This is a genomic window from Pseudarthrobacter sp. NIBRBAC000502771, assembly GCF_006517215.1.
Taxonomy (GTDB): Bacteria; Actinomycetota; Actinomycetes; order Actinomycetales; family Micrococcaceae; genus Arthrobacter; species Arthrobacter niigatensis.
The window spans coordinates 2299566-2325756 of the sequence record NZ_CP041187.1 but is presented as its reverse complement, the minus strand read 5'-3'; the positions used below and the strand labels follow the sequence as shown (position 1 = coordinate 2325756).

29 protein-coding genes are annotated in these 26191 nt (G+C 62.6%); 1 reads left to right on the top strand and 28 read right to left on the bottom strand.

What is annotated here, in order from left to right:
- Nucleotides 1-34 precede the first annotated feature (34 nt).
- The 20 genes from rplO to rpsJ form a co-directional block, all read right to left on the bottom strand.
- On the bottom strand, nucleotides 35-520 hold the full coding sequence (rplO, locus tag NIBR502771_RS10940; RefSeq protein ID WP_141159773.1) for a 50S ribosomal protein L15: 486 nt from the start codon (nucleotides 518-520) through the stop codon (nucleotides 35-37).
- Nucleotides 521-727: a 50S ribosomal protein L30 gene (gene rpmD / locus NIBR502771_RS10935; protein ID WP_009358731.1), complete on the bottom strand. Its 207-nt coding sequence runs from the start codon at nucleotides 725-727 to the stop codon at nucleotides 521-523.
- A gap of 2 nt (nucleotides 728-729) precedes the next feature.
- Nucleotides 730-1446, bottom strand: coding sequence for a 30S ribosomal protein S5 (rpsE, locus tag NIBR502771_RS10930; RefSeq protein WP_141159772.1), 717 nt, complete (start codon nucleotides 1444-1446; stop codon nucleotides 730-732).
- Complete coding sequence (gene rplR, locus NIBR502771_RS10925; RefSeq protein WP_141159771.1) at nucleotides 1443-1826, bottom strand: 50S ribosomal protein L18; 384 nt, start codon at nucleotides 1824-1826, stop codon at nucleotides 1443-1445. The genes rpsE and rplR overlap by 4 nt, the downstream gene beginning before the upstream one ends.
- A 2-nt stretch (nucleotides 1827-1828) precedes the next feature.
- Entirely contained in the window at nucleotides 1829-2365 is a 537-nt protein-coding gene (rplF, locus tag NIBR502771_RS10920) for a 50S ribosomal protein L6 (RefSeq protein WP_141159770.1), read from the bottom strand.
- 18 nt (nucleotides 2366-2383) lie between these two features.
- Entirely contained in the window at nucleotides 2384-2782 is a 399-nt protein-coding gene (gene rpsH, locus NIBR502771_RS10915; RefSeq protein WP_015937843.1) for a 30S ribosomal protein S8, read from the bottom strand.
- A gap of 82 nt (nucleotides 2783-2864) precedes the next feature.
- The gene (gene rplE / locus NIBR502771_RS10910; protein WP_018769138.1) at nucleotides 2865-3446 is read right to left on the bottom strand and encodes a 50S ribosomal protein L5; all 582 of its coding nucleotides are present in this window, start codon (nucleotides 3444-3446) and stop codon (nucleotides 2865-2867) included.
- Nucleotides 3446-3808 carry a 50S ribosomal protein L24 gene (gene rplX / locus NIBR502771_RS10905; protein ID WP_015937845.1) on the bottom strand — a complete coding sequence of 121 codons (363 nt, stop codon included), beginning with the start codon at nucleotides 3806-3808 and terminating at the stop codon, nucleotides 3446-3448. The genes rplE and rplX overlap by 1 nt, the downstream gene beginning before the upstream one ends.
- Before the next feature lie 3 nt (nucleotides 3809-3811).
- On the bottom strand, nucleotides 3812-4180 hold the full coding sequence (rplN, locus tag NIBR502771_RS10900; RefSeq protein WP_003803789.1) for a 50S ribosomal protein L14: 369 nt from the start codon (nucleotides 4178-4180) through the stop codon (nucleotides 3812-3814).
- Nucleotides 4181-4811: 631 nt separating this feature from the next.
- Nucleotides 4812-5117 (bottom strand): 30S ribosomal protein S17, encoded by a 306-nt coding sequence (rpsQ, locus tag NIBR502771_RS10895; RefSeq protein WP_141159769.1) that lies wholly within the window; start codon nucleotides 5115-5117, stop codon nucleotides 4812-4814.
- Complete coding sequence (rpmC, locus tag NIBR502771_RS21155; RefSeq protein ID WP_018769136.1) at nucleotides 5114-5443, bottom strand: 50S ribosomal protein L29; 330 nt, start codon at nucleotides 5441-5443, stop codon at nucleotides 5114-5116. The genes rpsQ and rpmC overlap by 4 nt, the downstream gene beginning before the upstream one ends.
- Nucleotides 5444-5445: 2 nt before the next feature.
- A complete protein-coding gene (gene rplP, locus NIBR502771_RS10885) occupies nucleotides 5446-5862 on the bottom strand; it encodes a 50S ribosomal protein L16 (RefSeq protein ID WP_043454603.1) in 417 nt (138 codons plus the stop codon).
- Nucleotides 5863-6693 carry a 30S ribosomal protein S3 gene (gene rpsC, locus NIBR502771_RS10880; RefSeq protein WP_141159768.1) on the bottom strand — a complete coding sequence of 277 codons (831 nt, stop codon included), beginning with the start codon at nucleotides 6691-6693 and terminating at the stop codon, nucleotides 5863-5865.
- A complete protein-coding gene (gene rplV / locus NIBR502771_RS10875; RefSeq protein WP_009358304.1) occupies nucleotides 6694-7059 on the bottom strand; it encodes a 50S ribosomal protein L22 in 366 nt (121 codons plus the stop codon). It lies immediately after the preceding gene.
- A 38-nt stretch (nucleotides 7060-7097) separates the two neighbouring features.
- Entirely contained in the window at nucleotides 7098-7379 is a 282-nt protein-coding gene (gene rpsS, locus NIBR502771_RS10870; RefSeq protein WP_003803803.1) for a 30S ribosomal protein S19, read from the bottom strand.
- A gap of 12 nt (nucleotides 7380-7391) precedes the next feature.
- A complete protein-coding gene (rplB, locus tag NIBR502771_RS10865) occupies nucleotides 7392-8231 on the bottom strand; it encodes a 50S ribosomal protein L2 (protein WP_141159767.1) in 840 nt (279 codons plus the stop codon).
- 29 nt (nucleotides 8232-8260) lie between these two features.
- Nucleotides 8261-8566 carry a 50S ribosomal protein L23 gene (gene rplW, locus NIBR502771_RS10860; protein ID WP_011692807.1) on the bottom strand — a complete coding sequence of 102 codons (306 nt, stop codon included), beginning with the start codon at nucleotides 8564-8566 and terminating at the stop codon, nucleotides 8261-8263.
- Nucleotides 8563-9183 (bottom strand): 50S ribosomal protein L4, encoded by a 621-nt coding sequence (gene rplD / locus NIBR502771_RS10855; RefSeq protein ID WP_141159766.1) that lies wholly within the window; start codon nucleotides 9181-9183, stop codon nucleotides 8563-8565. The genes rplW and rplD overlap by 4 nt, the downstream gene beginning before the upstream one ends.
- 4 nt (nucleotides 9184-9187) lie before the next feature.
- On the bottom strand, nucleotides 9188-9838 hold the full coding sequence (gene rplC, locus NIBR502771_RS10850) for a 50S ribosomal protein L3 (RefSeq protein WP_141159765.1): 651 nt from the start codon (nucleotides 9836-9838) through the stop codon (nucleotides 9188-9190).
- A gap of 17 nt (nucleotides 9839-9855) precedes the next feature.
- A complete protein-coding gene (gene rpsJ, locus NIBR502771_RS10845; RefSeq protein ID WP_003803825.1) occupies nucleotides 9856-10164 on the bottom strand; it encodes a 30S ribosomal protein S10 in 309 nt (102 codons plus the stop codon).
- A gap of 396 nt (nucleotides 10165-10560) precedes the next feature.
- Between rpsJ and NIBR502771_RS10840 the strand changes: the two genes are divergently transcribed.
- On the top strand, nucleotides 10561-12012 hold the full coding sequence (locus NIBR502771_RS10840; protein ID WP_141159764.1) for a GH1 family beta-glucosidase: 1452 nt from the start codon (nucleotides 10561-10563) through the stop codon (nucleotides 12010-12012).
- Nucleotides 12013-12016: 4 nt separating this feature from the next.
- On the opposite strand, the gene NIBR502771_RS10835 is transcribed toward NIBR502771_RS10840, so the two are convergent.
- From NIBR502771_RS10835 to rpoB, 8 genes are all read right to left on the bottom strand, one after another.
- Nucleotides 12017-13267 carry an Nramp family divalent metal transporter gene (locus tag NIBR502771_RS10835; RefSeq protein WP_141159763.1) on the bottom strand — a complete coding sequence of 417 codons (1251 nt, stop codon included), beginning with the start codon at nucleotides 13265-13267 and terminating at the stop codon, nucleotides 12017-12019.
- Between the two features lie 106 nt (nucleotides 13268-13373).
- Complete coding sequence (locus NIBR502771_RS21125) at nucleotides 13374-13499, bottom strand: hypothetical protein (RefSeq protein ID WP_256371453.1); 126 nt, start codon at nucleotides 13497-13499, stop codon at nucleotides 13374-13376.
- Nucleotides 13500-13600: 101 nt separating this feature from the next.
- On the bottom strand, nucleotides 13601-14791 hold the full coding sequence (tuf, locus tag NIBR502771_RS10830) for an elongation factor Tu (RefSeq protein ID WP_141159762.1): 1191 nt from the start codon (nucleotides 14789-14791) through the stop codon (nucleotides 13601-13603).
- A 253-nt stretch (nucleotides 14792-15044) separates the two neighbouring features.
- Nucleotides 15045-17159 (bottom strand): elongation factor G, encoded by a 2115-nt coding sequence (gene fusA, locus NIBR502771_RS10825; protein WP_141159761.1) that lies wholly within the window; start codon nucleotides 17157-17159, stop codon nucleotides 15045-15047.
- Between the two features lie 69 nt (nucleotides 17160-17228).
- Complete coding sequence (rpsG, locus tag NIBR502771_RS10820; protein WP_003803829.1) at nucleotides 17229-17699, bottom strand: 30S ribosomal protein S7; 471 nt, start codon at nucleotides 17697-17699, stop codon at nucleotides 17229-17231.
- Nucleotide 17700: 1 nt separating this feature from the next.
- Nucleotides 17701-18075: a 30S ribosomal protein S12 gene (gene rpsL, locus NIBR502771_RS10815; protein ID WP_009358312.1), complete on the bottom strand. Its 375-nt coding sequence runs from the start codon at nucleotides 18073-18075 to the stop codon at nucleotides 17701-17703.
- Between the two features lie 398 nt (nucleotides 18076-18473).
- Entirely contained in the window at nucleotides 18474-22373 is a 3900-nt protein-coding gene (locus NIBR502771_RS10810; protein ID WP_141159760.1) for a DNA-directed RNA polymerase subunit beta', read from the bottom strand.
- A 103-nt stretch (nucleotides 22374-22476) separates the two neighbouring features.
- A complete protein-coding gene (gene rpoB / locus NIBR502771_RS10805) occupies nucleotides 22477-25986 on the bottom strand; it encodes a DNA-directed RNA polymerase subunit beta (protein WP_141159759.1) in 3510 nt (1169 codons plus the stop codon).
- Nucleotides 25987-26191: the final 205 nt, after the last annotated feature.

Here is a 26191-nt window from a genome sequence, read left to right as displayed (position 1 = left end):
CGGATACCGGGAGTTCAACAGCTGGCGCCGTCCCTTACAGGGCGGTGGTGCTTCCGCCTGCTGCGGCAATCTTTTCAGCGGCGCTGGCCGAGAATGCGTGGGCGGTGACATCAACCTTGACGGTGATGTCGCCGGTGCCCAGCACCTTGACGGGCTGGTTCTTGCGAACGGCACCCTTTTCGACCAGGTTCTCCACGGTGACTGCGCCACCTTCCGGGAACAGCTCGTTGAGCTTGTCCAGGTTTACAACCTGGAACTCAACCCGGAACGGGTTCTTGAAGCCGCGCAGCTTCGGCAGGCGCATGTGCAGCGGCAGCTGGCCGCCGGCAAAGCCAGCCTTCACCTGGTAGCGGGCAGCCGTACCCTTGGTACCGCGACCGGCGGTCTTGCCCTTGGATGCCTCACCACGACCAACACGGGTCTTGGCGGTCTTGGCACCCGGTGCGGGACGCAGGTGGTGAACCTTCAGGGCGCTCTGCTTCTCAGCAGCCTGCGCCTTATCAGCAGTGTTCTCTGCCATTTACTTCGCCTCCTCTACCTTTACCAGGTGCGGAACCGTGTTGAGCATTCCAACGGTCACGGCGTCGGCGGTGCGGACAACGGTGTGTCCAATCCGCTTCAGGCCGAGGGACCGCAGGGTATCGCGCTGGTTCTGCTTGCCGCCAATAGCGGACTTGATCTGAGTGATCTCCAACTGAGCGTCGGAGGGGACCAGGTTCTTAGCCAAGACTAAACACCTGCCTTCGGAGCCAGGAGGGCCTTCACCAGCGCAGCCGGAGCGATCTCGTCCAGCGGCAGGCCGCGGCGTGCAGCCACTGCTGCCGGCTCTTCGAGGCGCTTCAGAGCATCAACGGTCGCGTGAACGATGTTGATGGCGTTGGAGGAACCGAGCGACTTGGAGAGGATGTCGTGGATGCCCACGCACTCCAGTACTGCACGGACCGGACCACCGGCGATAACACCGGTACCGGCGGAAGCCGGACGCAGCATTACGACGCCGGCAGCGGCTTCACCCTGAACGCGGTGCGGGATGGTGTTGCCAACGCGGGGAACGCGGAAGAAGGACTTCTTGGCCTCTTCAACGCCCTTGGCGATAGCAGCGGGAACTTCCTTGGCCTTGCCGTAGCCCACGCCGACCATGCCGTTACCGTCACCAACGACGACCAGTGCGGTGAAGCTGAAGCGACGACCACCCTTGACGACCTTGGAAACGCGGTTGATGGTGACAACGCGCTCTACGAACTGGTTCTTTTCGGCTTCACGGCCACCGTCGCGGCCGCCACGGCCACCGCGGTCGCCGCGGCCCTGGCCACGGTCGCCACGCTCGCCGCGACGGGCGCCACCACGGCGGTCCTCGGCAGCGGGGGCAGTGGTCTCAGCAGCTGCGGCTTCGGGCGCCTTCTGATCTGCAGACACAGTGTCCTTTTCCTTGTTTGCTTCGGTCACAGTGACAGCCCACCTTCGCGTGCACCGTCAGCGACGGCGGCAATCCGGCCGTGGTACTTGTTACCACCACGGTCGAAGACAACAGCCTCGACGCCGGCAGCCTTGGCACGTTCGGCAACGAGCTCGCCAACGCGCTTGGCCTTGGCAGTCTTGTCACCGTCGAATGCACGAAGGTCGGCTTCCAGGGTGGACGCGCTTGCTACGGTCTGGCCAATGGTGTCGTCGACAACCTGGACAAATACGTGGCGTGCGGAACGGTTGACCACCAGACGGGGGCGGGCAGCCGTACCTGAAATGCGCTTGCGGATACGAAGCTGGCGGCGGCTGCGACCAGCAGCCTTGCTCTTGTTCGTACGCTTCTTGTTAATGGAGATGGCCATGGTTACTTACCAGCCTTTCCGACCTTGCGGCGGATGACTTCGCCTGCGTAACGGATGCCCTTGCCCTTGTAGGGGTCAGGCTTCCGCAGCTTGCGAATGTTGGCAGCGACCTCGCCGACCTGCTGCTTGTTGATACCTGAGACAGAGAGCTTGGTCGGTCCCTCTACTGCAAAGGTGATGCCGGCCGGAGCCGAAACGTTGACCGGGTGGCTGTAGCCCAGAGCGAACTCAAGGTCAGATCCCTTGGCCTGAACGCGGTAACCGGTACCGACGATTTCAAGCTTCTTCTCGTAGCCTGCGGTGACGCCCTGGATCATGTTGGCGATCAGGGTGCGGGTCAGGCCGTGGAGCGAACGGGAGGCGCGCTCGTCGTTCGGGCGGCTGACGGTCAGGGTGTTGTCATCCAGGGCAACCTCGATGGGGCTGGCCACAGTGTGGGTCAGCTCCCCCTTGGAACCCTTGACGCTGACGACAGAGCCGTCAACCTTGACCTCAACGCCGGCAGGAACGGTGATGGGGAGACGTCCAATACGTGACATTATTCTCTTCCTTTCCCGTTACCAGACGTACGCGAGGACTTCGCCGCCCACGCCCTTCTTGCCGGCCTGCTTGTCAGTCAGGAGGCCGGAAGAGGTGGACAGGATTGCGATACCCAAGCCACCGAGCACGTGGGGCAGGTTGGTGGACTTCGCGTAAACGCGGAGGCCCGGCTTGGAGATGCGGCGTACACCGGCGATGGAACGCTCGCGGTTCGGACCGAACTTGAGGTCCAGGGTCAGCTTCTTGCCAACCTCAGCGTCCTCTTCCTTCCAGCCGGCGATGAAACCTTCGGCCTTGAGGATGTCGGCAACGCGTGCCTTGAGCTTGCTGTAAGGCATAGACACGGAGTCGTGGTATGCCGAGTTTGCGTTACGCAGGCGCGTAAGCATATCTGCGACAGGATCTGTCATTGTCATGTGGGCTCATGCCCTTCCTCGTAACGGTTTCCGCCGTTCCATCCCCTGGGGAGCGGAGCGGCCGGACCTTTTACGTAGTTAATTAAGCTTCGGTTTTGAACGGGAAACCAAGCGCCTTAAGCAGCGCGCGGCCTTCGTCATCGGTCTTGGCGGTGGTGACAACCGTGATGTCCATACCGCGGACGCGGTCGATCTTGTCCTGGTCGATTTCGTGGAACATAACCTGCTCGGTCAGACCGAAGGTGTAGTTGCCGTTGCCATCGAACTGCTTGCCGCTCAGGCCGCGGAAGTCGCGGATACGGGGCAGTGCCAGGGTGACCAGGCGGTCCACGAATTCCCACATGCGGTCGCCACGCAGGGTTGCGTGTGCACCGATGGGCATGCCTTCGCGCAGCTTGAACTGTGCGATCGACTTGCGGGCCTTGGTAACCTGCGGCTTCTGGCCGGTGATCTGGGTGAGGTCGCGGACAGCGCCGTCGATCAGCTTGGAGTCCTTGGCGGCATCTCCAACACCCATGTTCACAACGACCTTCACCAGGCGGGGTACCTGGTTCACGTTCTCGTACTTGAATTCATCCTGGAGCGTTGCCTTGATGGATTCGGCGTACTTGGTCTTCAGACGAGGAACGATCTTCGTTGCCGGAGTCTCGAGAGTCTCAGTCATTAGATGTCCTTCCCGGAGCTCTTGGACACGCGGATACGGACGGTCTTCTTGACACCGTTCTTCTCCACAGTGTCGAGGCGGAAGCCCACGCGGGTCGGCTTCTTGGTCGACGGGTCAACCAGGGCCACGTTGGAAATGTGGATCGGGGCCTCTACGACCTCGATGCCGCCAGTCTTGGTGCCGCGCTGCGACTGTCCAACACGGGTGTGCTTGGTGACGCGGTTGATACCCTCAACCAGCACGCGGTTGGTGTCGGTGAAGACGCGCAGAACCTTGCCCTGCTTGCCGCGGTCGCCGCCACGCTCAGCCTTGGCGCCAGTGATGACCTGAACCAGGTCACCCTTCTTGATCTTTGCAGCCATGGACTAGAGCACCTCCGGAGCCAGAGAAACGATCTTCATGAACTTCTTGTCACGCAGTTCACGACCAACCGGTCCGAAGATACGGGTACCGCGGGGGTCACCGTCGTTCTTCAGGATCACAGCTGCGTTCTCGTCAAACTTGATGTAGGAACCATCCGCACGGCGGCGTTCCTTCTTGGTACGGACGATGACGGCCTTGACCACATCGCCCTTCTTTACGTTGCCGCCCGGGATTGCATCCTTGACGGTGGCGACGATGACGTCACCGATGCCTGCGTAGCGACGGCCGGATCCACCGAGAACGCGAATGGTAAGGATTTCCTTAGCACCCGTGTTGTCGGCGACCTTGAGTCGCGACTCCTGCTGAATCACTATTTACTCCTTGCGTCGCGCCGGTTCTCAGGCCGTGGTCTTGCTACGGAATGAGCCTTGCGGAACGGTTGATCGGGGTGTCTCTTGACCTGCCTGGATTTTGCCAGACCAGGCCTAAACGCCCGTGCCAGGAGCAGTTGCTCCCACCCGGTCCGGGAACGGATCCCGGGCGCACAGGGGCACTATGCTGTGGCACGCTTGTTTACGAGGTTGATGATGGCGCACGAAAGGCGCCATACAAACTCAATATCCTAGCACGTTTTCCGCCGGTCCCCATATCACCACCGTCGCCTGCCCCGCAAGACGGACGACGGCGCCGCGCGGGGCAGCCTTCCGGCCCACCCAGGTGCCACTCCCCCGCCAACCCAGGCGCCGGCGTCGTCCGGCAGTCCACAACGCCCCATCACTACCTGCAGGAAATCCTCCAACGCGCCATCACCTCCCGCTGGTGCGTTTCGGCAAGTGATGTGGCGTTTCCGAAAAGCGTGCAGGAACTGATGGGGCGTTTCGGGAAAAGGTGCAGGAAGCGATGGGGCGTCTGTGTGGGGCGGACGGCCACGCCCGCTGCCCGTTAAACGGGGATGCCCCCGCTCCCGGAAGGGAGCGGAGGCATCCAGCAAAGCAGCGGGTGCTACTTGGCCTTTTCGAGGATTTCCACGAGCCGCCAGTTCTTGGTGGCGGACAGCGGACGGGTCTCGGCGATGACTACGAGGTCGCCGATGCCGGCGGTGTTCTCTTCGTCGTGTGCCTTGACCTTGGAGGTGCGGCGGATGACCTTGCCGTACAGTGCGTGCTTCACGCGGTCTTCAACCTCGACAACGATGGTCTTTTCCATCTTGTCGGAGACCACGTAGCCGCGACGGGTCTTGCGGTAACCGCGCTCCCCAGCCTTGGCTGCGGTAGCAGTTTCGGTCACGTTCTGGTCCTTTTCACTCACTTGGCGTCCTCCTCGGTCTCAGCCTTTTCAGCCTTGTCGGCCTTCTTGGTTGAAGCCTTCTTGGACTTCTTTTCTTCCTTGGCTTCCACAACCGGCGCGGCAACCTCGGCACGAATGCCCAGCTCGCGTTCGCGGAGAACGGTGTAGATGCGTGCAATGTCCTTCTTTACTGCACGCAGGCGGCCGTGGTTTTCCAGCTGTCCGGTGGCGGACTGGAAACGCAGGTTGAACAGCTCTTCCTTGGCCTTGCGGAGTTCTTCAACGAGACGCTCGTTGTCGAAACCGTCCAGCTGTGCGGGAGCCAGATCCTTGGATCCTACTGCCATTTCTATTCACCACCCTCGCGACGCACAATGCGTGCCTTCAACGGCAGCTTGTGGATTGCCAGGCGCAGGGCCTCGCGAGCTACCTCTTCATTGACACCGGAGAGTTCGAAGAGAACCCGACCCGGCTTGACGTTGGCGACCCACCATTCCGGTGAACCCTTACCGGAACCCATGCGGGTTTCGGCGGGCTTCTTGGTCAGCGGACGGTCCGGGTAGATGTTGATCCAGACCTTACCGCCACGCTTGATGTGGCGGGTCATGGCGATACGAGCGGACTCGATCTGACGGTTGGTGACGTATGCCGGGCTCAGTGCCTGGATGCCGTACTCACCGAAGGAGACCTGGGTACCGCCCGTAGCAGCGCCGGAACGACCCGGGTGGTGCTGCTTACGGTGCTTTACTCGACGTGGGATAAGCATTTAAGCCTGTCCTCCTTCTGCAGCAGCGGGTGCTGCTTCAACTGCCGGTGCTTCGGCAGCAGGAGCTGCGTCAGCGGCCGGGCGGTCGTTACGACGGCGGCGGTCACCGCGGTCAGCGCCACCCGGACGGCCGGGACGGTCGCCACGGCTACCGCGGGACGGTGCAGCAGCGGCCTGTGCGGCCAGTTCCTTGGCGGTGACGTCACCCTTGTAGATCCAAACCTTCACACCGATGCGGCCGAAGGTGGTCTTGGCTTCGTAGAAGCCGTAGTCGATGTTCGCGCGGAGGGTGTGCAGGGGCACACGGCCTTCGCGGTAGAACTCCGAGCGGGACATTTCAGCGCCACCCAGGCGGCCCGAGCAGGCGATACGGATGCCCTTGGCACCTGCACGCTGTGCGGACTGCATGGCCTTCTTCATCGCACGGCGGAATGCCACGCGGGAAGTCAGCTGCTCTGCAACGCCCTGGGCCACGAGCTGGGCTTCCATTTCGGGGTTCTTGACCTCGAGGATGTTCAGCTGGACCTGCTTGCCGGTGAGCTTTTCGAGCTCGCCGCGGATGCGGTCTGCTTCTGCTCCACGGCGGCCGATGACGATACCCGGGCGGGCCGTGTGGATGTCCACGCGGACACGGTCACGGGTGCGCTCGATCTCGACCTTGGCGATGCCGGCGCGCTCCATGCCCGTGGACATGAGCTGGCGGATGCGGATGTCTTCGCGAACGAAGTCCTTGTACCGCTGTCCGGCCTTGGTGCTGTCAGCGAACCAGTGCGATACGTGATCGGTGGTGATGCCGAGTCGGAACCCGTGCGGGTTTACTTTCTGTCCCACTTAGCGAGCCTCCTCTTTCTCCGGGGTAGCGACTACCACGGTGATGTGGCTGGTGCGCTTCTTGATCTGAAATGCACGACCCTGGGCACGCGGCTGGAACCGCTTCATGGTCGGGCCTTCATCAACAAACGCTTCGCTGATGATGAGGTCGCCTTCGTCAAACGCCACGCCGTCGCGGTCCGCGAGGACCCGGGCGTTGGAGATTGCTGACTGAACTACCTTGAATACCGGCTCCGAAGCTGCCTGCGGGGCAAACTTCAGAATTGCCAGAGCCTCATTCGCTTGCAATCCACGAACAAGGTTGACGACGCGCCGGGCCTTCATAGGCGTTACGCGGATGTGGCGCGCAATTGCCTTGGCTTCCATTGCTTTCCTTCTCTCGTCTTTGACGTAAACGCAGGCGCCTAGCGGCGCTTGCCCTTACGGTCGTCCTTGACATGGCCGCGGAATGTCCGCGTGGGAGCGAATTCGCCGAGCTTGTGCCCGACCATCGACTCAGTGACAAACACCGGGATGTGCTTGCGTCCGTCGTGTACGGCGATCGTATGTCCGAGCATGTCGGGGATGATCATCGAACGGCGGGACCAGGTCTTGATGACGTTCTTGGTGCCCTTTTCGTTTTCCCTGGCTACCTTCACAAAGAGGTGCTGGTCAACGAAAGGACCTTTTTTCAGGCTGCGTGGCATGTGTCCAGGCTCCTATCGCTTGTTCTTGCCAGTACGACGGCGACGCACAATAAGCTTGTCGCTCTCTTTGTTGGGGCGGCGGGTGCGGCCTTCCCGCTTACCGTTCGGGTTGACGGGGTTACGTCCACCGGACGTCTTACCCTCACCACCACCGTGCGGGTGGTCAACCGGGTTCATGGCGACACCACGGACGGTCGGGCGAACGCCCTTCCACCGCATACGGCCGGCCTTGCCCCAGTTGATGTTCGACTGCTCGGCGTTGCCAACCTCGCCGACAGTTGCGCGGCAGCGCACGTCAACGTTGCGGATTTCGCCGGAAGGCAGACGCAGCTGGGCGAAGCGGCCTTCCTTGGCAACAAGCTGGATGGATGCGCCGGCGGAGCGGCCCATCTTGGCGCCGCCACCCGGGCGCAGTTCAACTGCGTGGATGACAGTACCCACCGGGATGTTGAGCAGCGGCAGGTTGTTACCGGGCTTGATGTCAGCACCGGCACCTGCCTCAACAACGTCACCCTGGGCGAGCTTGTTGGGGGCGATGATGTAACGCTTGGTGCCATCAACGTAGTGCAGGAGGGCGATGCGGGCCGTGCGGTTCGGATCGTACTCGATTTCGGCAACGCGGGCGTTGACGCCGTCCTTGTCGTGGCGACGGAAGTCGATCAGACGGTACTGGCGCTTGTGTCCACCACCCTTGTGACGGGTGGTGATCTTGCCGGAGTTGTTACGGCCGCCCTTCTTGGGCAGCGGACGTACCAACGACTTTTCCGGCGTCGACCGCGTAATTTCGGTGAAGTCCGCTACGCTCGAGCCACGACGGCCCGGGGTAGTCGGCTTGTACTTACGGATTCCCATAATTTATTTCCTCGTTAAAGTGGTCTCCGCTACGCGAGCGGACCGCCGAAGATGTCGATGGTGCCTTCTTTGAGGGTGACAATCGCACGCTTGGTGTTCTTGCGGGTACCCCATCCGAATTTGGTGCGCTTGCGCTTACCGGCACGGTTGATGGTGTTGATCGATTCGACCTTGACGGAGAAAATCTTCTCCACGGCCAGCTTGATCTCGGTCTTGTTCGAACGGGGGTCCACCAGGAAGGTGTACTTGCCCTCGTCGATCAGGCCGTAGCTCTTTTCCGACACGACGGGTGCAAGCACGACGTCGCGGGGATCCTTGATGGTGGCTGCACTCACTTGGCATCCTCCTCGTTCTTAGCTGCCTTGGCGGCAACGAATGCGTCGTAGGCAGCCTTGGTGAAGACAACGTCATCGGAGACGAGAACGTCGTAGGTGTTCAGCTGGTCTGCGTACAGAACGTGAACGCCGGCGAGGTTGCGCACGGACAGTGCGGCAACGTCGTTATCGCGCTCGATGACGACCAGCAGGTTCTTGCGGTCGGAAACACCGCGGAGCGTTGCCAGGGCGGTCTTGGCGGACGGCTTGGTGCCTTCAACCAGTTCTGCGACAACGTGGATGCGACCGTTGCGGGCCCGGTCAGAGAGTGCGCCGCGCAGTGCAGCAGCAATCATCTTCTTGGGGGTGCGCTGGCTGTAGTCACGCGGGGTGGGACCGTGGACAATGCCACCGCCGGTCATGTGGGGGGCACGGATGGAACCCTGACGGGCGCGGCCGGTGCCCTTCTGCTTGAACGGCTTGCGTCCTGCACCGGAAACTTCAGCGCGGGTCTTGGTCTTGTGGGTTCCCTGGCGGGCAGCAGCGAGCTGGGCAACGACAACCTGGTGCAGCAGCGGCACGTTGGTCTGAACGTCGAAGATCTCTGCAGGCAGGTCAACCTGGACAGTGTTAGCCATTGAACTAGGCTCCCTTCACGGCGGTGCGTACGAAGACGACCTGGCCGCGGGCACCGGGAACGGCACCCTTGATCAGGAGCAGCGACTTCTCGACGTCGACCGCGTGAACGGTGAGGTTCAGCGTGGTGTGACGAACGGCGCCCATGCGGCCGGCCATTCTCATGCCCTTGAAGACGCGGCTCGGGGTGGATGCGCCACCGATTGAACCGGGCTTACGGTGGTTCTTGTGGGCACCGTGGGAAGCTCCAACGCCGTGGAAGCCGTGACGCTTCATAACACCGGCGAAGCCCTTACCCTTGGTGGTCCCGACGACGTCGATCTTCTGGCCGGCTTCGAAGAGCTCTACGGAGAGCTCCTGGCCCAGCTCGTACTCGGCAGCATCTGCGGTACGAAGTTCGACGACGTGGCGGCGAGGCGTGACGCCTGCCTTTTCAAAGTGACCAGCCAGCGGCTTGGTGACCTTGCGGGGATCGATCTGGCCGTAGCCGATCTGAACGGCGACGTAGCCATCAACTTCTGCGTTGCGCAGCTGGGTGATGACGTTCGAGTCTGCCTGGACCACAGTGACGGGGATGAGCTTGTTGTTCTCGTCCCAGACCTGGGTCATGCCGAGCTTCGTGCCCAGCAGGCCCTTTACGTTACGGGTTGCGGTCATAGTCTCTCAGCACCTCCCTACAGCTTGATTTCGATGTTCACGTCAGCCGGCAGGTCGAGACGCATGAGCGAGTCGACAGCCTTCGGCGTGGGATCGATGATGTCGATAAGACGCTTGTGCGTGCGCATTTCAAAGTGCTCGCGGCTGTCCTTGTACTTGTGCGGAGAGCGGATAACGCAGTAAACGTTCTTCTCCGTGGGCAGCGGCACGGGGCCAACTACCGTTGCGCCTGCGCGCGTGACCGTCTCAACGATCTTCCGTGCTGAAACGTCAATGACCTCGTGGTCGTATGACTTCAGCCGGATGCGGATTTTTTGTCCCGCCATGTCGCCTGACTCTCTTTCAGTCTGTGCTTCCCCGGATTAGGGCTGCCCTGTTCACTTACTCGTTGTATGGCTGCCGAAGCATTTGAGGTCGTAACCACCATCCGCCGCACAAACTGAATCCGGATAAATCCGGGTTCCTCACCTTGCCGGCGTAACCGACCCCCGCGGTCGGGCGTGTCGCGCTGGGCGCGCATATGAATCCGCAGTTCCTTGGGGGTGGGTTATGTTTGGTCTTCAGCTTGGACCCTGCACCCGGCATTATCCGGATCGGGACACGAAGAAGCGCTTGAACAACTCATCTAGTATGCCGGAAAAGCCCGGCAGATGCGAATTGGCCTTCCGTTCGCCCCCTGAGATCCCATTGCAGTGGCATGAAACCGGCTGGATGATAGGTGCATGACCCTGGAAGGCACTGAATCGGTGACGCAACTGGCCGGGCGCGTGCCGCCGTCGTTCACCCTTGGCGTCGCCGCCGCGGCGTTCCAGATAGAAGGCGCGCTGACGGCAGGAGGCCGCGGGCCCTCGGGGTGGGACGCCTTCGCGGAGAAACCCGGCGCCATCATTGACGGCCACTCCCCCGCAGTGGCGTGCGACCACTACAACCGGCTGCCGGAAGATGTTGGACTGCTCAAGGAGCTGGGCGTTGACTCCTACCGGTTCTCACTGTCCTGGCCGCGCATCCAGCCTGATGGCCAGGGCAGCTTCAACGCTGAGGGCCTGGACTTTTACGACCGCCTGATCGACCAGCTCCTTGAGGCCGGCATCTCCCCCATGGCCACCCTGTACCACTGGGACACCCCCCTGCCGCTGGAACACCGCGGCGGCTGGCTGAACCGGGATACCGCTGAGCGGTACGGCGAGTACGCACGCGCCGCCGGTGAGCGGTTTGGCGATCGCGTTGACCAGTGGGTGACACTCAACGAGCCCGTGTCGGTCACCCTCAATGGATACGCGCTGGGAGTCCACGCGCCGGGACGCCGCCTGATGTTCGACGCCCTCCCCGCCATCCACCACCAACTCCTGGCGCATGGACTTGGCGTGCAGGCCCTGCGGGCAGCCGGCGTAGCGGGCGGCGTCGGCCTGACCAACCTGCACTCCCCCGTCAGGCCTGCCACCCGGAAGATCGGCGACCGGCTGGTGGCGCATATGTACGACCTGCTGATGAACAGGCTCTACGCCGATCCAGTCCTGCTGGGGCGCTACCCGTCCCTGCCCTTGTATGCGAGGCCGTGGCTGCGCTCCATTGGCAGGATTTCCGATGCCGACCTGAGGACCATCCACCAGCCGCTGGACTTCTACGGCCTCAATTACTATTTCCCGGTCAAAGTGGCCCTGGGGCCGGGCATCACCCCCTTACCTGCGGACATGCACCAGGAGTTGGCGAAGCTGCCCTTCCACGAGGCGGGTTACCCGGAGTACGGCAGCACCGGCTTCGGCTGGCCCGTCGCGCCGGAGCATCTGGGTGTCCTGCTGCAGGAGATGCGGGACCGGTACGGGCAATCCCTCCCGCCGGTATACATCACCGAAGGCGGCGCGAGCTTCCCGGAACCGGACCGCGTTACGGAGACCCTGGAGGACACGGACCGGGTGGCGTACCTCGCAACCCATCTGGGGGCAGCCCTGGAGGCCACCTCGCCCGGCGGCGTCGCAGAAGGCGTGGATCTGCGGGGCTACTATGTGTGGACGCTGATGGACAACTTCGAGTGGGCCGCCGGATACTCCCAGCGCTTTGGCCTGGTGCATGTGGATTTCGACTCGCTGGAGCGGACACCCAAGCGTTCCTTCTACTGGTACCAGGCGTTGTCCCGGGCCCGCGGCAGCCGGCAGGACCACACGGCCCGTCCCTAAAGGGTCACTGGCGCCCCAGCGCCGTCAGCACGATCAGTACGCAGTTCAGGCCCACGATCAGTGTGGCACTGGTCCAGCCTGCGATCCGGAGCGCCGCCGAGTCCGCATGGATGCCCATGACCTTGCGGCTCCCGGTGAGGCGGATCAGCGGGATGAGCGCGAACGGGATACCGAAACTCAGGAGGACCTGGCTGAGGACCAGGGCCAGGGTAGGTTCAATGCCGGCGCCCAGGACCAGCAGGGCCGGGATCAGGGTGACGGTGCGGCGGACAAGCAGCGGAATCCGCACTTTCAGCAGGCCGCCCATGATCGTGGCCCCGGCATAGCACCCTACCGAGGTGGACGCCAGGCCGGAGGCCAGGAGTCCCACGGCAAATACGACGCCGATAACCGGCCCCAGTGCCGACGTCACGGCCGCGTGCGCCCCGGCGATGGTGTCCGTCCCCTCCACTCCGCGGAGGCTCGTGGCGGCCAGCAGCAGCATGGCAATATTGACGATGCCGGCCAGCAGCAGCGCTCCGGCGACGTCCAGCCGGGTTGCCCTGATCAGCCGCGTCCTGATAACGGGATCTTCGGAGAAACCGTGACGGTCCCGCGCCAGGGCTGAGTGCAGGTAGATCGCGTGTGGCATGACAGTGGCCCCGAGCATGCTGGCGGCGAGCAGGACGGTGTCGGTCCCGCCAAACCGTGGCACGAGGCCGGCGAGGGCCCCGCCCGCGTCCGGCGGGGCAACGAACAGCCCTGATACGAAGCCAACGGCGATCAGGCCGAGCAGGGTCAGGATGGCGAGTTCGAAGGACTTCTGGCTCCGGTGCGATTGAAGTCCCAGCAGCAGCATGGACGCCAATCCAATGATCACTCCGCCCGTGAGCAGCGGAAGGCCGAACAGCAGGTTGAGGGCGACAGCTCCGCCAATGACCTCTGCCATGTCTGTAGCACCGGCAACGATCTCAGCCTGCACCCAAAAGGCACGCCGCTGCCCGGTTCCCAAGCGCTTGCCCAGGATCTCCGGCAGGCTCATGCCGGTGGCAAGGCCCAGCTTGGCGGACTGGTACTGGATCAGCACCGCCATGGCATTCGCAACTACCAGCACCCAGACAAGCAGGTAACCGAAGTTTGCCCCGGCCGTCAGGTTCGCCGCCACGTTCCCGGGATCAACGTATGCAATTGCCGCCACGAAGGCCGGACCGAGCAGCAGGAGGCGCGACCAGCCCTTGGTGGAAGCGGATTCAGCCGCCAATGTTGAAACAGCCATCACGTGTCCTCGTCGTCGGGGCGTCAATAGGACGAGGATACCGCGAATTTAGGTGTACCGAAAAGTAGGACTAAGGCATGCCTTCGAGATTGAGGTGCCCGCGGCACTACTGGTTCTTGTTTGCCCTGTTGATCCGCTTTGCCCGGTCGATTTCGTGCCGGAAGTTCCGCTTGACCCAAAACACCCCGGCCACGACGGCCACCGCGATGATGAGGAAGATAAGCCAGCCCATGATGGTCTCCTTTCAGTGCTGCAACAGTATCAGGGGGCCTTTAACGAAAAAGGACAGCCCCGCTGCTTCTGCAGCGGGGCTGTCCTTCAGTTCAGCAAGTACTACTTGATGATCTTGGTAACGCGTCCCGAACCAACGGTGCGGCCGCCTTCGCGGATAGCGAAGCCGAGGCCCTCTTCCATGGCGATGGGCTGGATGAGCGCAACGGTCATCTCAGTGTTGTCGCCAGGCATAACCATTTCCGTGCCCTCGGGCAGGGTGATAACGCCGGTTACGTCCGTGGTGCGGAAGTAGAACTGCGGGCGGTAGTTGGAGTAGAACGGGTTGTGACGTCCGCCTTCGTCCTTGGAGAGGATGTAGACGTTGGCCTCGAAGTCGGTGTGCGGGGTGATGGAACCCGGCTTGACGACAACCTGGCCACGCTCGACATCGTCGCGCTTCAGACCGCGGAGCAGCAGGCCACAGTTCTCGCCGGCCCATGCTTCGTCGAGCTGCTTGTGGAACATCTCGATACCGGTAACCGTGGTCTTCTGGACCGGGCGGATGCCGACGATCTCGACCTCGGAGTTGATGGCGAGGGTTCCACGCTCGGCGCGGCCCGTAACAACGGTGCCACGACCGGTGATGGTGAAGACGTCCTCGATCGGCATCAGGAACGGCTTGTCGCGGTCACGTACGGGGTCCGGAACGGACTCGTCGACGGCAGCCATCAGGTCCTCAACGGACTTGACCCACTCGGGGTCGCCTTCCAGTGCCTTCAGGCCTGAAACGCGGACAACCGGAGCGTTGTCGCCATCGAAGCCCTGCGAGCTCAGGAGCTCACGAACTTCCATTTCGACCAGGTCGAGCAGTTCTTCGTCGTCGACCATGTCAGCCTTGTTCAGGGCGACCAGCAGGTACGGAACACCAACCTGGCGGGCGAGCAGAACGTGCTCGCGGGTCTGAGCCATCGGGCCGTCGGTAGCGGCAACCACGAGGATTGCGCCGTCCATCTGGGCAGCACCGGTGATCATGTTCTTGATGTAGTCAGCGTGGCCGGGGGCGTCAACGTGTGCGTAGTGACGCTTCTCGGTCTGGTACTCCACGTGGGAGATGTTGATGGTAATACCGCGCTGACGCTCTTCGGGTGCAGAGTCGATCGACGCGAAGTCACGCTTCTCGTTGAGATCCGGGTACTTGTCGTACAGCACCTTGGAAATGGCGGCCGTCAGCGTCGTCTTACCGTGGTCAACGTGACCAATGGTGCCGATGTTGACGTGCGGCTTAGTCCGCTCGAACTTTGCCTTTGCCACAGGTTCCTCCTAGAACGTTTTCAAATAGCTTGCCCTCCAGCCGCGCTTATCGCGGTAGAACTCAGGCAAGTCTACTTGGGGGGCTTTGGATTGGTGAAATTGCAGATTCAGGAACTAATACTAATCCCCTGAGCCTGTTCGTGCAGGGGCCGGAACCAGCCGGACGAATCCGGCCGGCCGGCCGCCTGCACCGGCCGCACTGTCCAAGGACGGACAGCGCAACCGAGGTTTTCGCTGCGAGAGTCCGGAGGGACTATTCGCCGCGGGACTTCTGGATGATCTCGTCGGCAACTGCCTTCGGGACCTCGGCGTAGCTGTTGAACGTCATGGAGTAAACAGCACGGCCCTGGGTCTTGGAGCGCAGGTCACCGATGTAGCCGAACATGCCGGACAGCGGGACGTGCGCACGGATGACCTTGACGCCCTGTGCATCTTCCATGGACTGCATCTGGCCACGCCGTGAGTTGATGTCACCGATAACTTCACCCATGTATTCCTCAGGGGTGCGGACCTCGACATCCATCAGCGGTTCAAGCAGGACAGGGTTCGCCTTGCGTGCAGCTTCCTTGAAAGCCATACGTCCGGCGATCTTGAACGCCATTTCCGAGGAGTCAACATCGTGGTACGCGCCATCGATCAGCGTGGCCTTGATGCCGACAACCGGGTAGCCGGCCAGGACGCCGTCGTTCAGCGCATCCTGGATGCCCGCGTCAACAGACGGGATGTACTCGCGGGGAACGCGGCCACCGGTGACCTTGTTCTCGAACTCGTACAGCTCGCCTTCGGCGGTGTCCAGCGGCTCGATGGCGATCTGGATCTTTGCGAACTGACCCGAACCACCGGTCTGCTTCTTGTGCGTGTAGTCGTGGCGTTCGACGGCGCGCTTGATGGTTTCGCGGTAAGCAACCTGCGGCTTGCCAACGTTGGCTTCAACCTTGAACTCGCGGCGCATGCGGTCCACCAGGATGTCCAGGTGGAGCTCGCCCATGCCGGCGATGATGGTCTGGCCGGTGTCTTCGTTGAGGGACACCTGGAAGGTGGGGTCCTCAGCGGAGAGCTTCTGGATGGCCGTGGAGAGCTTCTCCTGGTCACCCTTGGTGTTCGGCTCGATGGCAACCGAGATCACGGGCTCCGGGAAGCTCATGGACTCGAGCACGATCTGGTTGTTGGCATCGCACAGGGTGTCACCGGTGGTGGTGTCCTTCAGGCCGATGGCTGCGTAGATGTGGCCGGCGGTAGCGCCCTCAACGGGCATTTCCTTGTTGGCGTGCATCTGGAACAGCTTGCCGATGCGCTCCTTCTTGCCCTTGGTGGAGTTGACCACCTGGGCGCCTGCTTCCACGTGACCGGAGTACACGCGGATGAAGGTGAGCTGGCCGAAGAAGGGGTGGGCCGCAATCTTGAACGCCAGGGCCGAGAACGGCTCTTCAGCGGAAGGCTTGCGGGTCAGTTCCTTCTCTTCGTCGCGAGGGTCGTGGCCGACCATCGGGGGAACGTCGAGCGGGTTCGGCAGGTAGTCAACGACCGCGTCCAGCATGGGCTGGACGCCGCGGTTCTTGAAGGCGGAGCCGCAGAAGATCGGGTAGAGCTCGGAAGCGATGGTCATCTTGCGGATGCCGGCCTTGAGTTCGTCGATGGAGATCTCTTCGCCCTCGAGGTACTTCTCCATGAGTTCCTCGGAAGACTCAGCGACGGTCTCAACGAGGTTCGCGCGGTATTCCTCAGCCTTTTCCTGGAGGTCTGCCGGGATCTCGCGGATCTCGTACTTGGCACCCATGGTCACGTCGCCCTTGGCGTCGCCCGGCCAAACCAGGGCACGCATGTAGAGCAGGTCGACGACGCCGATGAAGTCGTTCTCGGCACCGATGGGCAGTTGCATGACCAGCGGCTTCGCACCGAGGCGGCTGATGATGGTGTCCACGGTGAAGTAGAAGTCAGCACCGAGCTTGTCCATCTTGTTGACGAAGCAGATACGCGGAACGTTGTACTTGTCAGCCTGGCGCCACACGGTCTCGGACTGGGGCTCAACGCCTTCCTTGCCATCGAAGACGGCGACTGCACCGTCGAGGACGCGCAGGGAGCGCTCAACCTCAACCGTGAAGTCCACGTGGCCGGGGGTGTCGATGATGTTGATCTGGTTGTTTTCCCAGAAGCAGGTCACGGCGGCAGACGTGATGGTGATGCCGCGTTCCTTTTCCTGTTCCATCCAGTCAGTGGTCGAAGCGCCGTCGTGCGTTTCGCCGATCTTGTGGTTCACACCCGTGTAGAACAGGATGCGCTCGGTGGTGGTGGTCTTGCCGGCATCAATGTGGGCCATGATGCCGATGTTGCGGACCTTGCTAAGGTCGGTAAGCACGTCCTGTGCCACGGGGTCTCCTTTTGGGATGGACTACACGTTCGCCGCCGGCTCGGTTGAGCCGGCGGCGTCCGGGGAGTATTACCAGCGGTAGTGTGCGAAGGCCTTGTTGGACTCGGCCATCTTGTGGGTGTCTTCGCGACGCTTCACAGCGGCACCGAGACCGTTGGACGCATCCAGGATTTCGTTCTGGAGACGTTCGGTCATCGTCTTTTCACGGCGGGCCTTGGAGTAGCCAACCAGCCACCGCAGGGCGAGTGCGGTGGAGCGGCCCGGCTTGACCTCAACCGGAACCTGGTAGGTGGCGCCACCGACACGGCGGGAGCGGACCTCGAGGGACGGCTTGACGTTGTCCATGGCCTTCTTCAGGGCTGCAACGGGGTCGCCGCCGGACTTGGCGCGTGCGCCTTCGAGTGCACCGTAGACAATGCGCTCTGCCGTGGACTTCTTGCCGTCAACGAGCACCTTGTTGATGAGCTGGGTTACCAGCGGGGAACCGTAAACCGGATCCGAAACGAGCGGCCGCTTGGGGGCCGGACCCTTGCGAGGCATATTACTTCTTCTCCATCTTTGCGCCGTAGCGGCTGCGGGCCTGCTTACGGTTCTTCACACCCTGGGTATCGAGGGCGCCACGGACGATCTTGTAGCGGACACCCGGGAGGTCCTTCACGCGACCACCGCGAACGAGCACAATGGAGTGCTCCTGCAGGTTGTGGCCAACACCGGGGATGTAGGCGGTAACTTCCACGCCGCCGTTGAGGCGCACACGTGCCACCTTACGCAGAGCCGAGTTCGGCTTCTTCGGGGTGGTGGTGTAGACGCGGGTGCAAACACCGCGGCGCATGGGGCTGCCCTTAAGCGCGGGAGCCTTGGTCTTTGAGACCTTAGGCGTGCGGCCCTTACGGACCAGCTGGTTAATCGTAGGCACTCTCGTGTTCTCCGTTTTATCCGGAGTGGCTGTTTCCGGCCACTCTCTTGTTGCGTTGCCCCGCCGCCCGGGCCCTGAAGGGAATCTCCATGGCGGCGAAGGCGAAGCCTTAATAGTCGGATCGCACACCGGGATCGAAACGTACATTCCTGCAGTTCCCTAGGCATGCAAAAATGTGGCATACGTTGCACAAGAACCCTGCAAACCGGAAACGTCGCTCTGGTCCAGCTTTTCAGCTGATACCGGCGCACTCATCCACTGCCACAATAACAATTGGTAACAAGTCTAGCATGGACGGGCCCCATGCCTTAATCGGGCCTCCCACCATGGTTAAACGGGGATGGTCCCCCACCTTGCGGTGCGGGACCATCCCTTGGTCAGGCGTCAACCGTCAGTGGTTACCGGAAGTCGTTGCCCAGGTCGTAGTCGTCCAGCGGGATGGCGTGGAACTCGGGAGCTCCGTCACCACCCAGGGTGTCGTACGAGAAGTCACTGAACGCGCTGGGGCCGGTGAACAGGTTGGCCTTTGCTTCCTCAGTGGGCTCCACGGTGACCTCGGTGTAGCGCGGGAGACCCGTGCCGGCCGGGATCAGCTTACCGATGATGACGTTCTCCTTGAGGCCGAGCAGCGGATCGCTCTTGCCTTCCATGGCCGCCTGCGTCAGGACGCGGGTGGTCTCCTGGAAGGAAGCTGCGGACAGCCAGGACTCGGTGGCCAGCGACGCCTTGGTGATGCCCATGAGTTCAGGACGTCCGGAAGCCGGAGTCTTGCCCTCGGACACAACGCGGCGGTTGGCGTCTTCGAAGCGGCTGCGCTCGGCGAGTTCGCCGGGCAGCAGGTCCGATTCGCCGGACTCGATGACAGTGACGCGGCGCAGCATCTGGCGGACGATGACCTCGACGTGCTTGTCGTGGATACCGATGCCCTGGCTGCGGTACACGCCCTGCACTTCGTCCACGAGGAACTTCTGTGCCGCACGCGGACCCATGATGCGCAGGACCTGCTTGGGGTCCACCGGACCGTTGATCAGCTTCTGGCCAACGGCGACATGGTCGCCGTCTTCGATCAGCAGGCGTGAACGGCGGAGGACCGGGTAGGCGATCTCTTCCGTTCCGTCATCCGGAGTGATGACAAGGCGCATCTGGCGCTCGGACTCTTCAATGGTGATGCGGCCGGCTGCTTCAGCAATCGGCGCGACACCCTTCGGAGTACGGGCTTCGAAGAGCTCCTGGATACGGGGCAGACCCTGGGTGATGTCGTCGCCACCGCCGGCGGAAACAGCACCACCGGTGTGGAACGTACGCATGGTCAGCTGGGTACCGGGCTCACCGATGGACTGTGCGGCGATGATGCCAACGGCCTCGCCGATGTCCACGGTCTTGCCGGTGGCCAGCGAGCGGCCGTAGCACAGGGCGCAGGTGCCGACGCTGGACTCACAGGTGAGTACGGAGCGGACCTTGACCTCGGTGATGCCTGCCTTGAAGAGCTCAGCGATCACGACGTCGCCGCAGTCGGTGCCGGCGGCTGCGAGGACGTTGCCCTCGGAGTCGACGACGTCGACGGCCAGCGTACGTGCGTAGGCGCTGTTCTCGACGTTCTCGTCCAGGACCAGCTCACCGTTGGAATCGGCGACAGCGATGGGCGTGACCAGGCCGCGCTCGGTGCCGCAGTCCTCTTCACGGACGATGACGTCCTGCGAGACGTCCACCAGTCGACGGGTCAGGTAACCCGAGTTGGCGGTACGCAGTGCGGTATCGGCCAGGCCCTTACGGGCACCGTGCGTGGCGATGAAGTATTCCAGCACCGACAGGCCCTCGCGGTAGGAGGACTTGATGGGGCGCGGGATGATCTCACCCTTCGGGTTGGCCACCAGGCCACGGATACCCGCGATCTGGCGGACCTGCATCCAGTTACCACGTGCACCGGAGGACACCATGCGGTTGATGGTGTTCATCGGGGACAGGCTCTCACGCATCACGGTGGCGATGTCGTTGGTTGCCTTGTTCCAGATCTCGATCAGTTCCTGGCGGCGCTCGTCGTCGTCGATCAGGCCCTTGTCGTACTGGCCCTGGATCTTGGCGGCGCGTTCCTCGTACCCGGCAAGGATTTCCGGCTTGGCAGCAGGAACCTCGATGTCGGAGATGGCGACGGTGACGCCCGAACGGGTTGCCCAGTAGAAACCGGCATCCTTCAGGTTGTCCAGCGTTGCCGCGGTGACGACCTTGGGGTAGCGCTCGGCGAGGTCGTTGACGATCCGGGACAGTTCGCCCTTGTCGGCAACGGCTTCAACCCACGGGTAGTCCTCGGGCAGGGTCTGGTTGAACACAACCTGGCCCAGGGAGGTCTGGACGAGTGCCGGCTGACCGGGCTCCCAGCCTTCCGGGGCTTCCCAGCCGGCGTAGGGAACGAATCCTTCGAGCCGGATCTTGACCTGCGAGTTCAGGTGAAGCTCGCGTGCATCGAAGGCCATGATGGCTTCCGATACGGAGGAGAAGATCCTGCCTTCGCCGGCGGAACCCTTCCGCTTGGTGGTCAGGTGGTACAGGCCGATGATCATATCCTGCGAAGGCAGGGTGACCGGGCGTCCGTCAGAGGGCTTCAGGATGTTGTTCGAGGAAAGCATCAGGATGCGGGCCTCAGCCTGCGCCTCGGGGCTCAGCGGCAGGTGGACTGCCATCTGGTCGCCGTCGAAGTCGGCGTTGAACGCGCCACAAACCAGCGGGTGCAGCTGGATTGCCTTGCCTTCAACAAGCTGCGGCTCGAACGCCTGGATGCCCAGGCGGTGCAGGGTAGGTGCACGGTTGAGCAGCACCGGGTGTTCGGTGATGATCTCTTCGAGCACGTCCCAGACCTGCGGGCGGTAGCGCTCCACCATCCGCTTGGCCGACTTGATGTTCTGGGCGTGGTTGAGGTCAACCAGGCGCTTCATCACGAACGGCTTGAAGAGCTCCAGGGCCATCTGCTTGGGCAGGCCGCACTGGTGCAGCTTCAGCTGCGGGCCGACGACGATGACCGAACGGCCGGAGTAGTCGACGCGCTTGCCGAGGAGGTTCTGGCGGAAGCGGCCCTGCTTGCCCTTGAGCATGTCGCTCAGGGACTTCAGCGGACGGTTGCCCGGTCCGGTGACCGGGCGGCCGCGGCGGCCGTTGTCGAAGAGGCTGTCAACAGCTTCCTGAAGCATGCGCTTCTCGTTGTTGACGATGATCTCCGGAGCACCCAGGTCAAGCAGGCGCTTGAGGCGGTTGTTGCGGTTGATCACGCGGCGGTACAGGTCGTTGAGGTCGGAGGTCGCGAAGCGGCCACCGTCCAGCTGGACCATGGGGCGCAGTTCCGGCGGGATCACCGGGACGGCGTCGAGGACCATGCCCAGCGGGCTGTTGTTGGTGGTCAGGAATGCGTTGACCACCTTGAGCCGCTTCAGGGCGCGGGTCTTGCGCTGGCCCTTGCCGTTGGCGATGACGTCGCGCAGCAGGTCGGACTCGGCCTGCATGTCGAAGTTCTCGAGCCGCTTCTTGATGGCCTCGGCACCCATGGAGCCTTCGAAGTACATGCCGTAGCGGTCGCGCAGTTCGCGGTACAGGCCCTCGTCACCTTCGAGGTCGGCGACCTTCAGGTTCTTGAAGCGGTCCCAGACCTGCTCGAGGCGTTCGATGTCGGCATCGGCACGCTTGCGCACGTTGGCCATCTGGCGGTCGGCGGAGTCGCGGGCCTTCTTCTTGTCGGCAGCCTTGGCGCCTTCGCCCTCGAGGCGGGCAATTTCGCCTTCAAGGTCGCGGGCAATCGCGGCGATATCGGCGTCGCGGTTGTCGATCAGCTGCTTCTTCTCGATGTCGTGCTCAACCTGCAGGTTGGGCAGTTCCTCGTGGCGGGCAGCTTCGTCGACGCTGGTGATCATGTAGGCAGCGAAGTAGATGACCTTTTCGAGGTCCTTCGGTGCCAGGTCAAGGAGGTAGCCCAGGCGGGACGGAACACCCTTGAAGTACCAGATGTGCGTGACGGGGGCGGCCAGTTCGATGTGGCCCATGCGCTCACGGCGGACCTTGGCGCGGGTGACTTCGACGCCACAGCGCTCACAGATGATGCCCTTGAAGCGCACGCGCTTGTACTTGCCGCAGTAGCATTCCCAGTCGCGGGACGGGCCGAAGATCTTCTCGCAGAAGAGGCCGTCCTTCTCGGGCTTGAGCGTGCGGTAGTTGATGGTTTCCGGCTTCTTAACCTCGCCGTACGACCAGCCGCGGATGTCTTCCGCGGTGGCGAGGCCGATCTGCATGAGGCCGAAGGAGGATTCGCTGGACATATGGTCCCTGTTCTCTCTTGTTCTCTAAATTCTGAAGTCTTGGTGCGGGATGAGGGAGGGGGCGTACGACGGCGGGTGGTCACCCGCCGTCGTAAACCTCCTGCTAAACCTCTTCTACGGAGCTGGGCTCTGCGCGAGACAGATCGATGCCCAGTTCTTCCGCAGCCGTGAAGACTGCGTCATCAGAGTCACGCATTTCAATTGTGGTTCCGTCCGTGGAAAGGACTTCCACGTTCAGGCACAGCGACTGCATTTCCTTGATCAAGACCTTGAAGGATTCGGGAACGCCCGGCTCGGGGATGTTCTCGCCCTTGACGATCGCTTCGTAGACCTTCACGCGACCGTGGATGTCATCGGACTTGATCGTGAGGAGTTCCTGGAGCGTGTAGGCGGCGCCGTAAGCCTCGAGCGCCCACACTTCCATTTCACCGAAGCGCTGGCCACCGAACTGTGCCTTACCACCCAGGGGCTGCTGCGTGATCATGGAGTACGGGCCGGTGGAGCGTGCGTGGATCTTGTCGTCCACCAGGTGGTGGAGCTTCAGGATGTACATGTAGCCGACCGAGATCGGATCCGGGAACGGCTCGCCGGAGCGGCCGTCAAACAGGCGGGTCTTGCCCGAGGAGTTGATCAGGCGGTCACCGTCGCGGGTCACGTTGGTGGAATCAAGCAGGCCCGTGATTTCCTCTTCGCGGGCGCCGTCGAACACCGGCGTGGCAACGGTGGTGGGACCACTCTCACGCGGGAGGTTCGGCAGCTGCTTGACCCACTCGGGCTCGCCTTCGATCTTCCAGCCGGTCTTGGCAACCCAGCCGAGGTGCGTTTCGAGCACCTGGCCCACGTTCATACGGCCCGGAACACCCAGCGGGTTCAGGACGATGTCAACGGGGGTGCCGTCGGCAAGGAAGGGCATGTCCTCGATCGGAAGGATCTTGGAGATAACACCCTTGTTGCCGTGGCGGCCGGCGAGCTTGTCGCCGTCGGTGATCTTGCGCTTGGCGGCCACGTAGACGCGGACCAGCTGGTTCACGCCCGGGGGCAGCTCGTCGTCATTGTCGCGGTCGAAGACGCGCACGCCGATGACGGTACCGGACTCACCGTGGGGAACCTTCAGGGAGGTGTCGCGGACTTCGCGGGACTTCTCGCCGAAGATGGCGCGCAGCAGGCGCTCTTCCGGGGTCAGTTCGGTTTCACCCTTCGGGGTGACCTTTCCGACCAGGATGTCCCCTGCTTCAACCTCGGCACCGATGTGGATGATGCCGCGCTCGTCCAGGCCGGCCAGGACTTCCTCGGACACGTTGGGGATGTCACGGGTGATTTCCTCGGCACCAAGCTTGGTGTCGCGGGCATCGATCTCGTGCTCCTCGATGTGGATGGAGGAAAGGACGTCCTCGGCAACGATGCGCTGCGAGAGGATGATGGCGTCCTCGAAGTTGTGGCCTTCCCATGACATGAATGCCACGAGCAGGTTCTTGCCCAATGCGAGCTCGCCCTGGTCCGTTGCCGGGCCGTCGGCGATGATTCCGCCAACTTCCAGGCGCTGGCCTTCGTTGACCAGGACGCGGTGGTTGTAGCAGTTGCCCTGGTTGGAGCGGGCGAACTTGTTGATGCGGTAGTTGGTCTCGGTGCCGTCGTCGTTGAGCATGATGACGAGCTCGGCGGAAACCTCGGTGACCACACCGGCCTTCTTGGCGATGACAACGTCACCGGCGTCGACGGCGGCGGCGCGCTCCATGCCGGTGCCCACAACGGGGGCCTCGGAACGGACCAGCGGCACAGCCTGGCGCTGCATGTTGGCACCCATGAGTGCGCGGTTGGCGTCGTCGTGCTCCAGGAACGGGATCAGGGCCGTAGCCACGGACACCATCTGGCGCGGGGAAACGTCCATGAACTCGACGTCCTCGGCCGGAACCAGGACGGGCTCACCGCCACCACCGCGGGCACGGACCAGGACGGTCTCTTCGGCGAACTTCTTGTTCTCGTCGAGCGGGGCGTTGGCCTGGGCGATCAGGACCTCTGCCTCGTCGTCGGCGGTCAGGTACTGGACGTCGTCGGATACGACGCCGTCCTTGACCAGCCGGTACGGGGTCTCGATGAAACCGAACGGGTTGATGCGTCCGTAGGAAGCCAGCGAACCGATCAGGCCAATGTTCGGGCCTTCAGGGGTTTCGATGGGGCACATACGTCCGTAGTGGGACGGGTGCACGTCGCGGACTTCCATGCCGGCGCGGTCACGGGACAGGCCACCGGGGCCAAGTGCCGACAGGCGGCGCTTGTGGGTCAGGCCCGAGAGCGGGTTGTTCTGGTCCATGAACTGCGACAGCTGGGAGGTTCCGAAGAACTCCTTGATGGCCGCAACCACGGGGCGGATGTTGATCAGGGTCTGCGGCGTGATGGCCTCGACGTCCTGGGTGGTCATACGCTCGCGGACAACGCGCTCCATGCGGGACAGGCCGGTGCGGACCTGGTTCTCGATGAGCTCGCCGACGGCGCGGATGCGGCGGTTGCCGAAGTGGTCGATGTCGTCGATCTCGACGCGCAGGTCCACTTCCTGGCCATCGCGGGTGCCCTTGATGGTCTTCTCGCCGGCGTGCAGCGCGACGAGGAACTTGATCATGGCGACGATGTCTTCAACGTGCAGGACAGAGGCTTCCTTGTCACCAAGGGAGCGGTCGATGCCCAGCTTGCGGTTGATCTTGTAGCGGCCAACCTTGGCCAGATCGTAGCGCTTGGAGTTGAAGTACAGGTTGTCCAGCAGGGACTGGGCAGCCTCGACGGTGGGCGGCTCGCCCGGACGCAGCTTGCGGTAGATGTCCAGGAGGGCGTCTTCGCGGGTTTCGGTGGCGTCCTTCTCCAGGGTTGCCCGCATGGAGTCGTACTGGCCGAACTCTTCGAGGATCTGGCCTTCGGTCCAGCCCAGGGCCTTCAGCAGGACCGTGACGGACTGCTTGCGCTTTCGGTCGAGGCGGACACCGACCTGGTCGCGCTTGTCGATCTCGAGCTCGAACCATGCACCGCGGGACGGGATGATCTTGGCGGTGAAGATGTCCTTGTCGCTGGTCTTGTCGGCGGCGCGCTCGAAGTAGGCGCCCGGCGAACGGACCAGCTGGGAGACGACGACACGCTCGGTGCCGTTGACGACGAAGGTGCCCTTCTCGGTCATCAGCGGGAAGTCACCCATGAACACGGTCTGCTGCTTGATTTCGCCCGTGTTGTTGTTCATGAACTCGGCCTTGACGTACAGCGGAGCCGAGTACGTTGCGTCCCGGTCCTTGCACTCGGCCATGGTGTACTTGGGGTCAGCGAACTCCGGATCGGAGAAGCTCAGGGACATGGTGCCCTGGAAGTCCTCGATCGGGGAGATCTCTTCGAAGATGTCCGACAGGCCGGACGTGGTGGCGACGCTGAGATCGTTTTCTTCGACAGCCTTTGCCACGCGTGCCTGCCAGCGCTCATTGCCTACCAGCCAGTCAAAGCTGTCCGTCTGCAGGGCAAGCAGATTCGGAACGTCAAGGGGTTCGTGAATCTTTGCGAATGAGAGCCGGCGAGTGGCACCATCAGTGCTGTCGGCGGTGTTAGCGGTTTCGTTATTAGAGGTGCTCGAGGCGACCAAGAGGGATCCTTCCACAGACCTTCAGGCGTTTTCAGATCTCCCCCGCTGTGCACCCTGCGAAGTGACTCCGCAGCGCTACCATCCGGTTCCGCTATATGACCCGGGGCCTGGACTGACTATGCTGTAACCGTTGTTACGGCACGTTGATTGCCAGCTGCCAGGCAAAGCCCACCGCTATATGAAGGCTGAAGGTAAACAGGGAAGA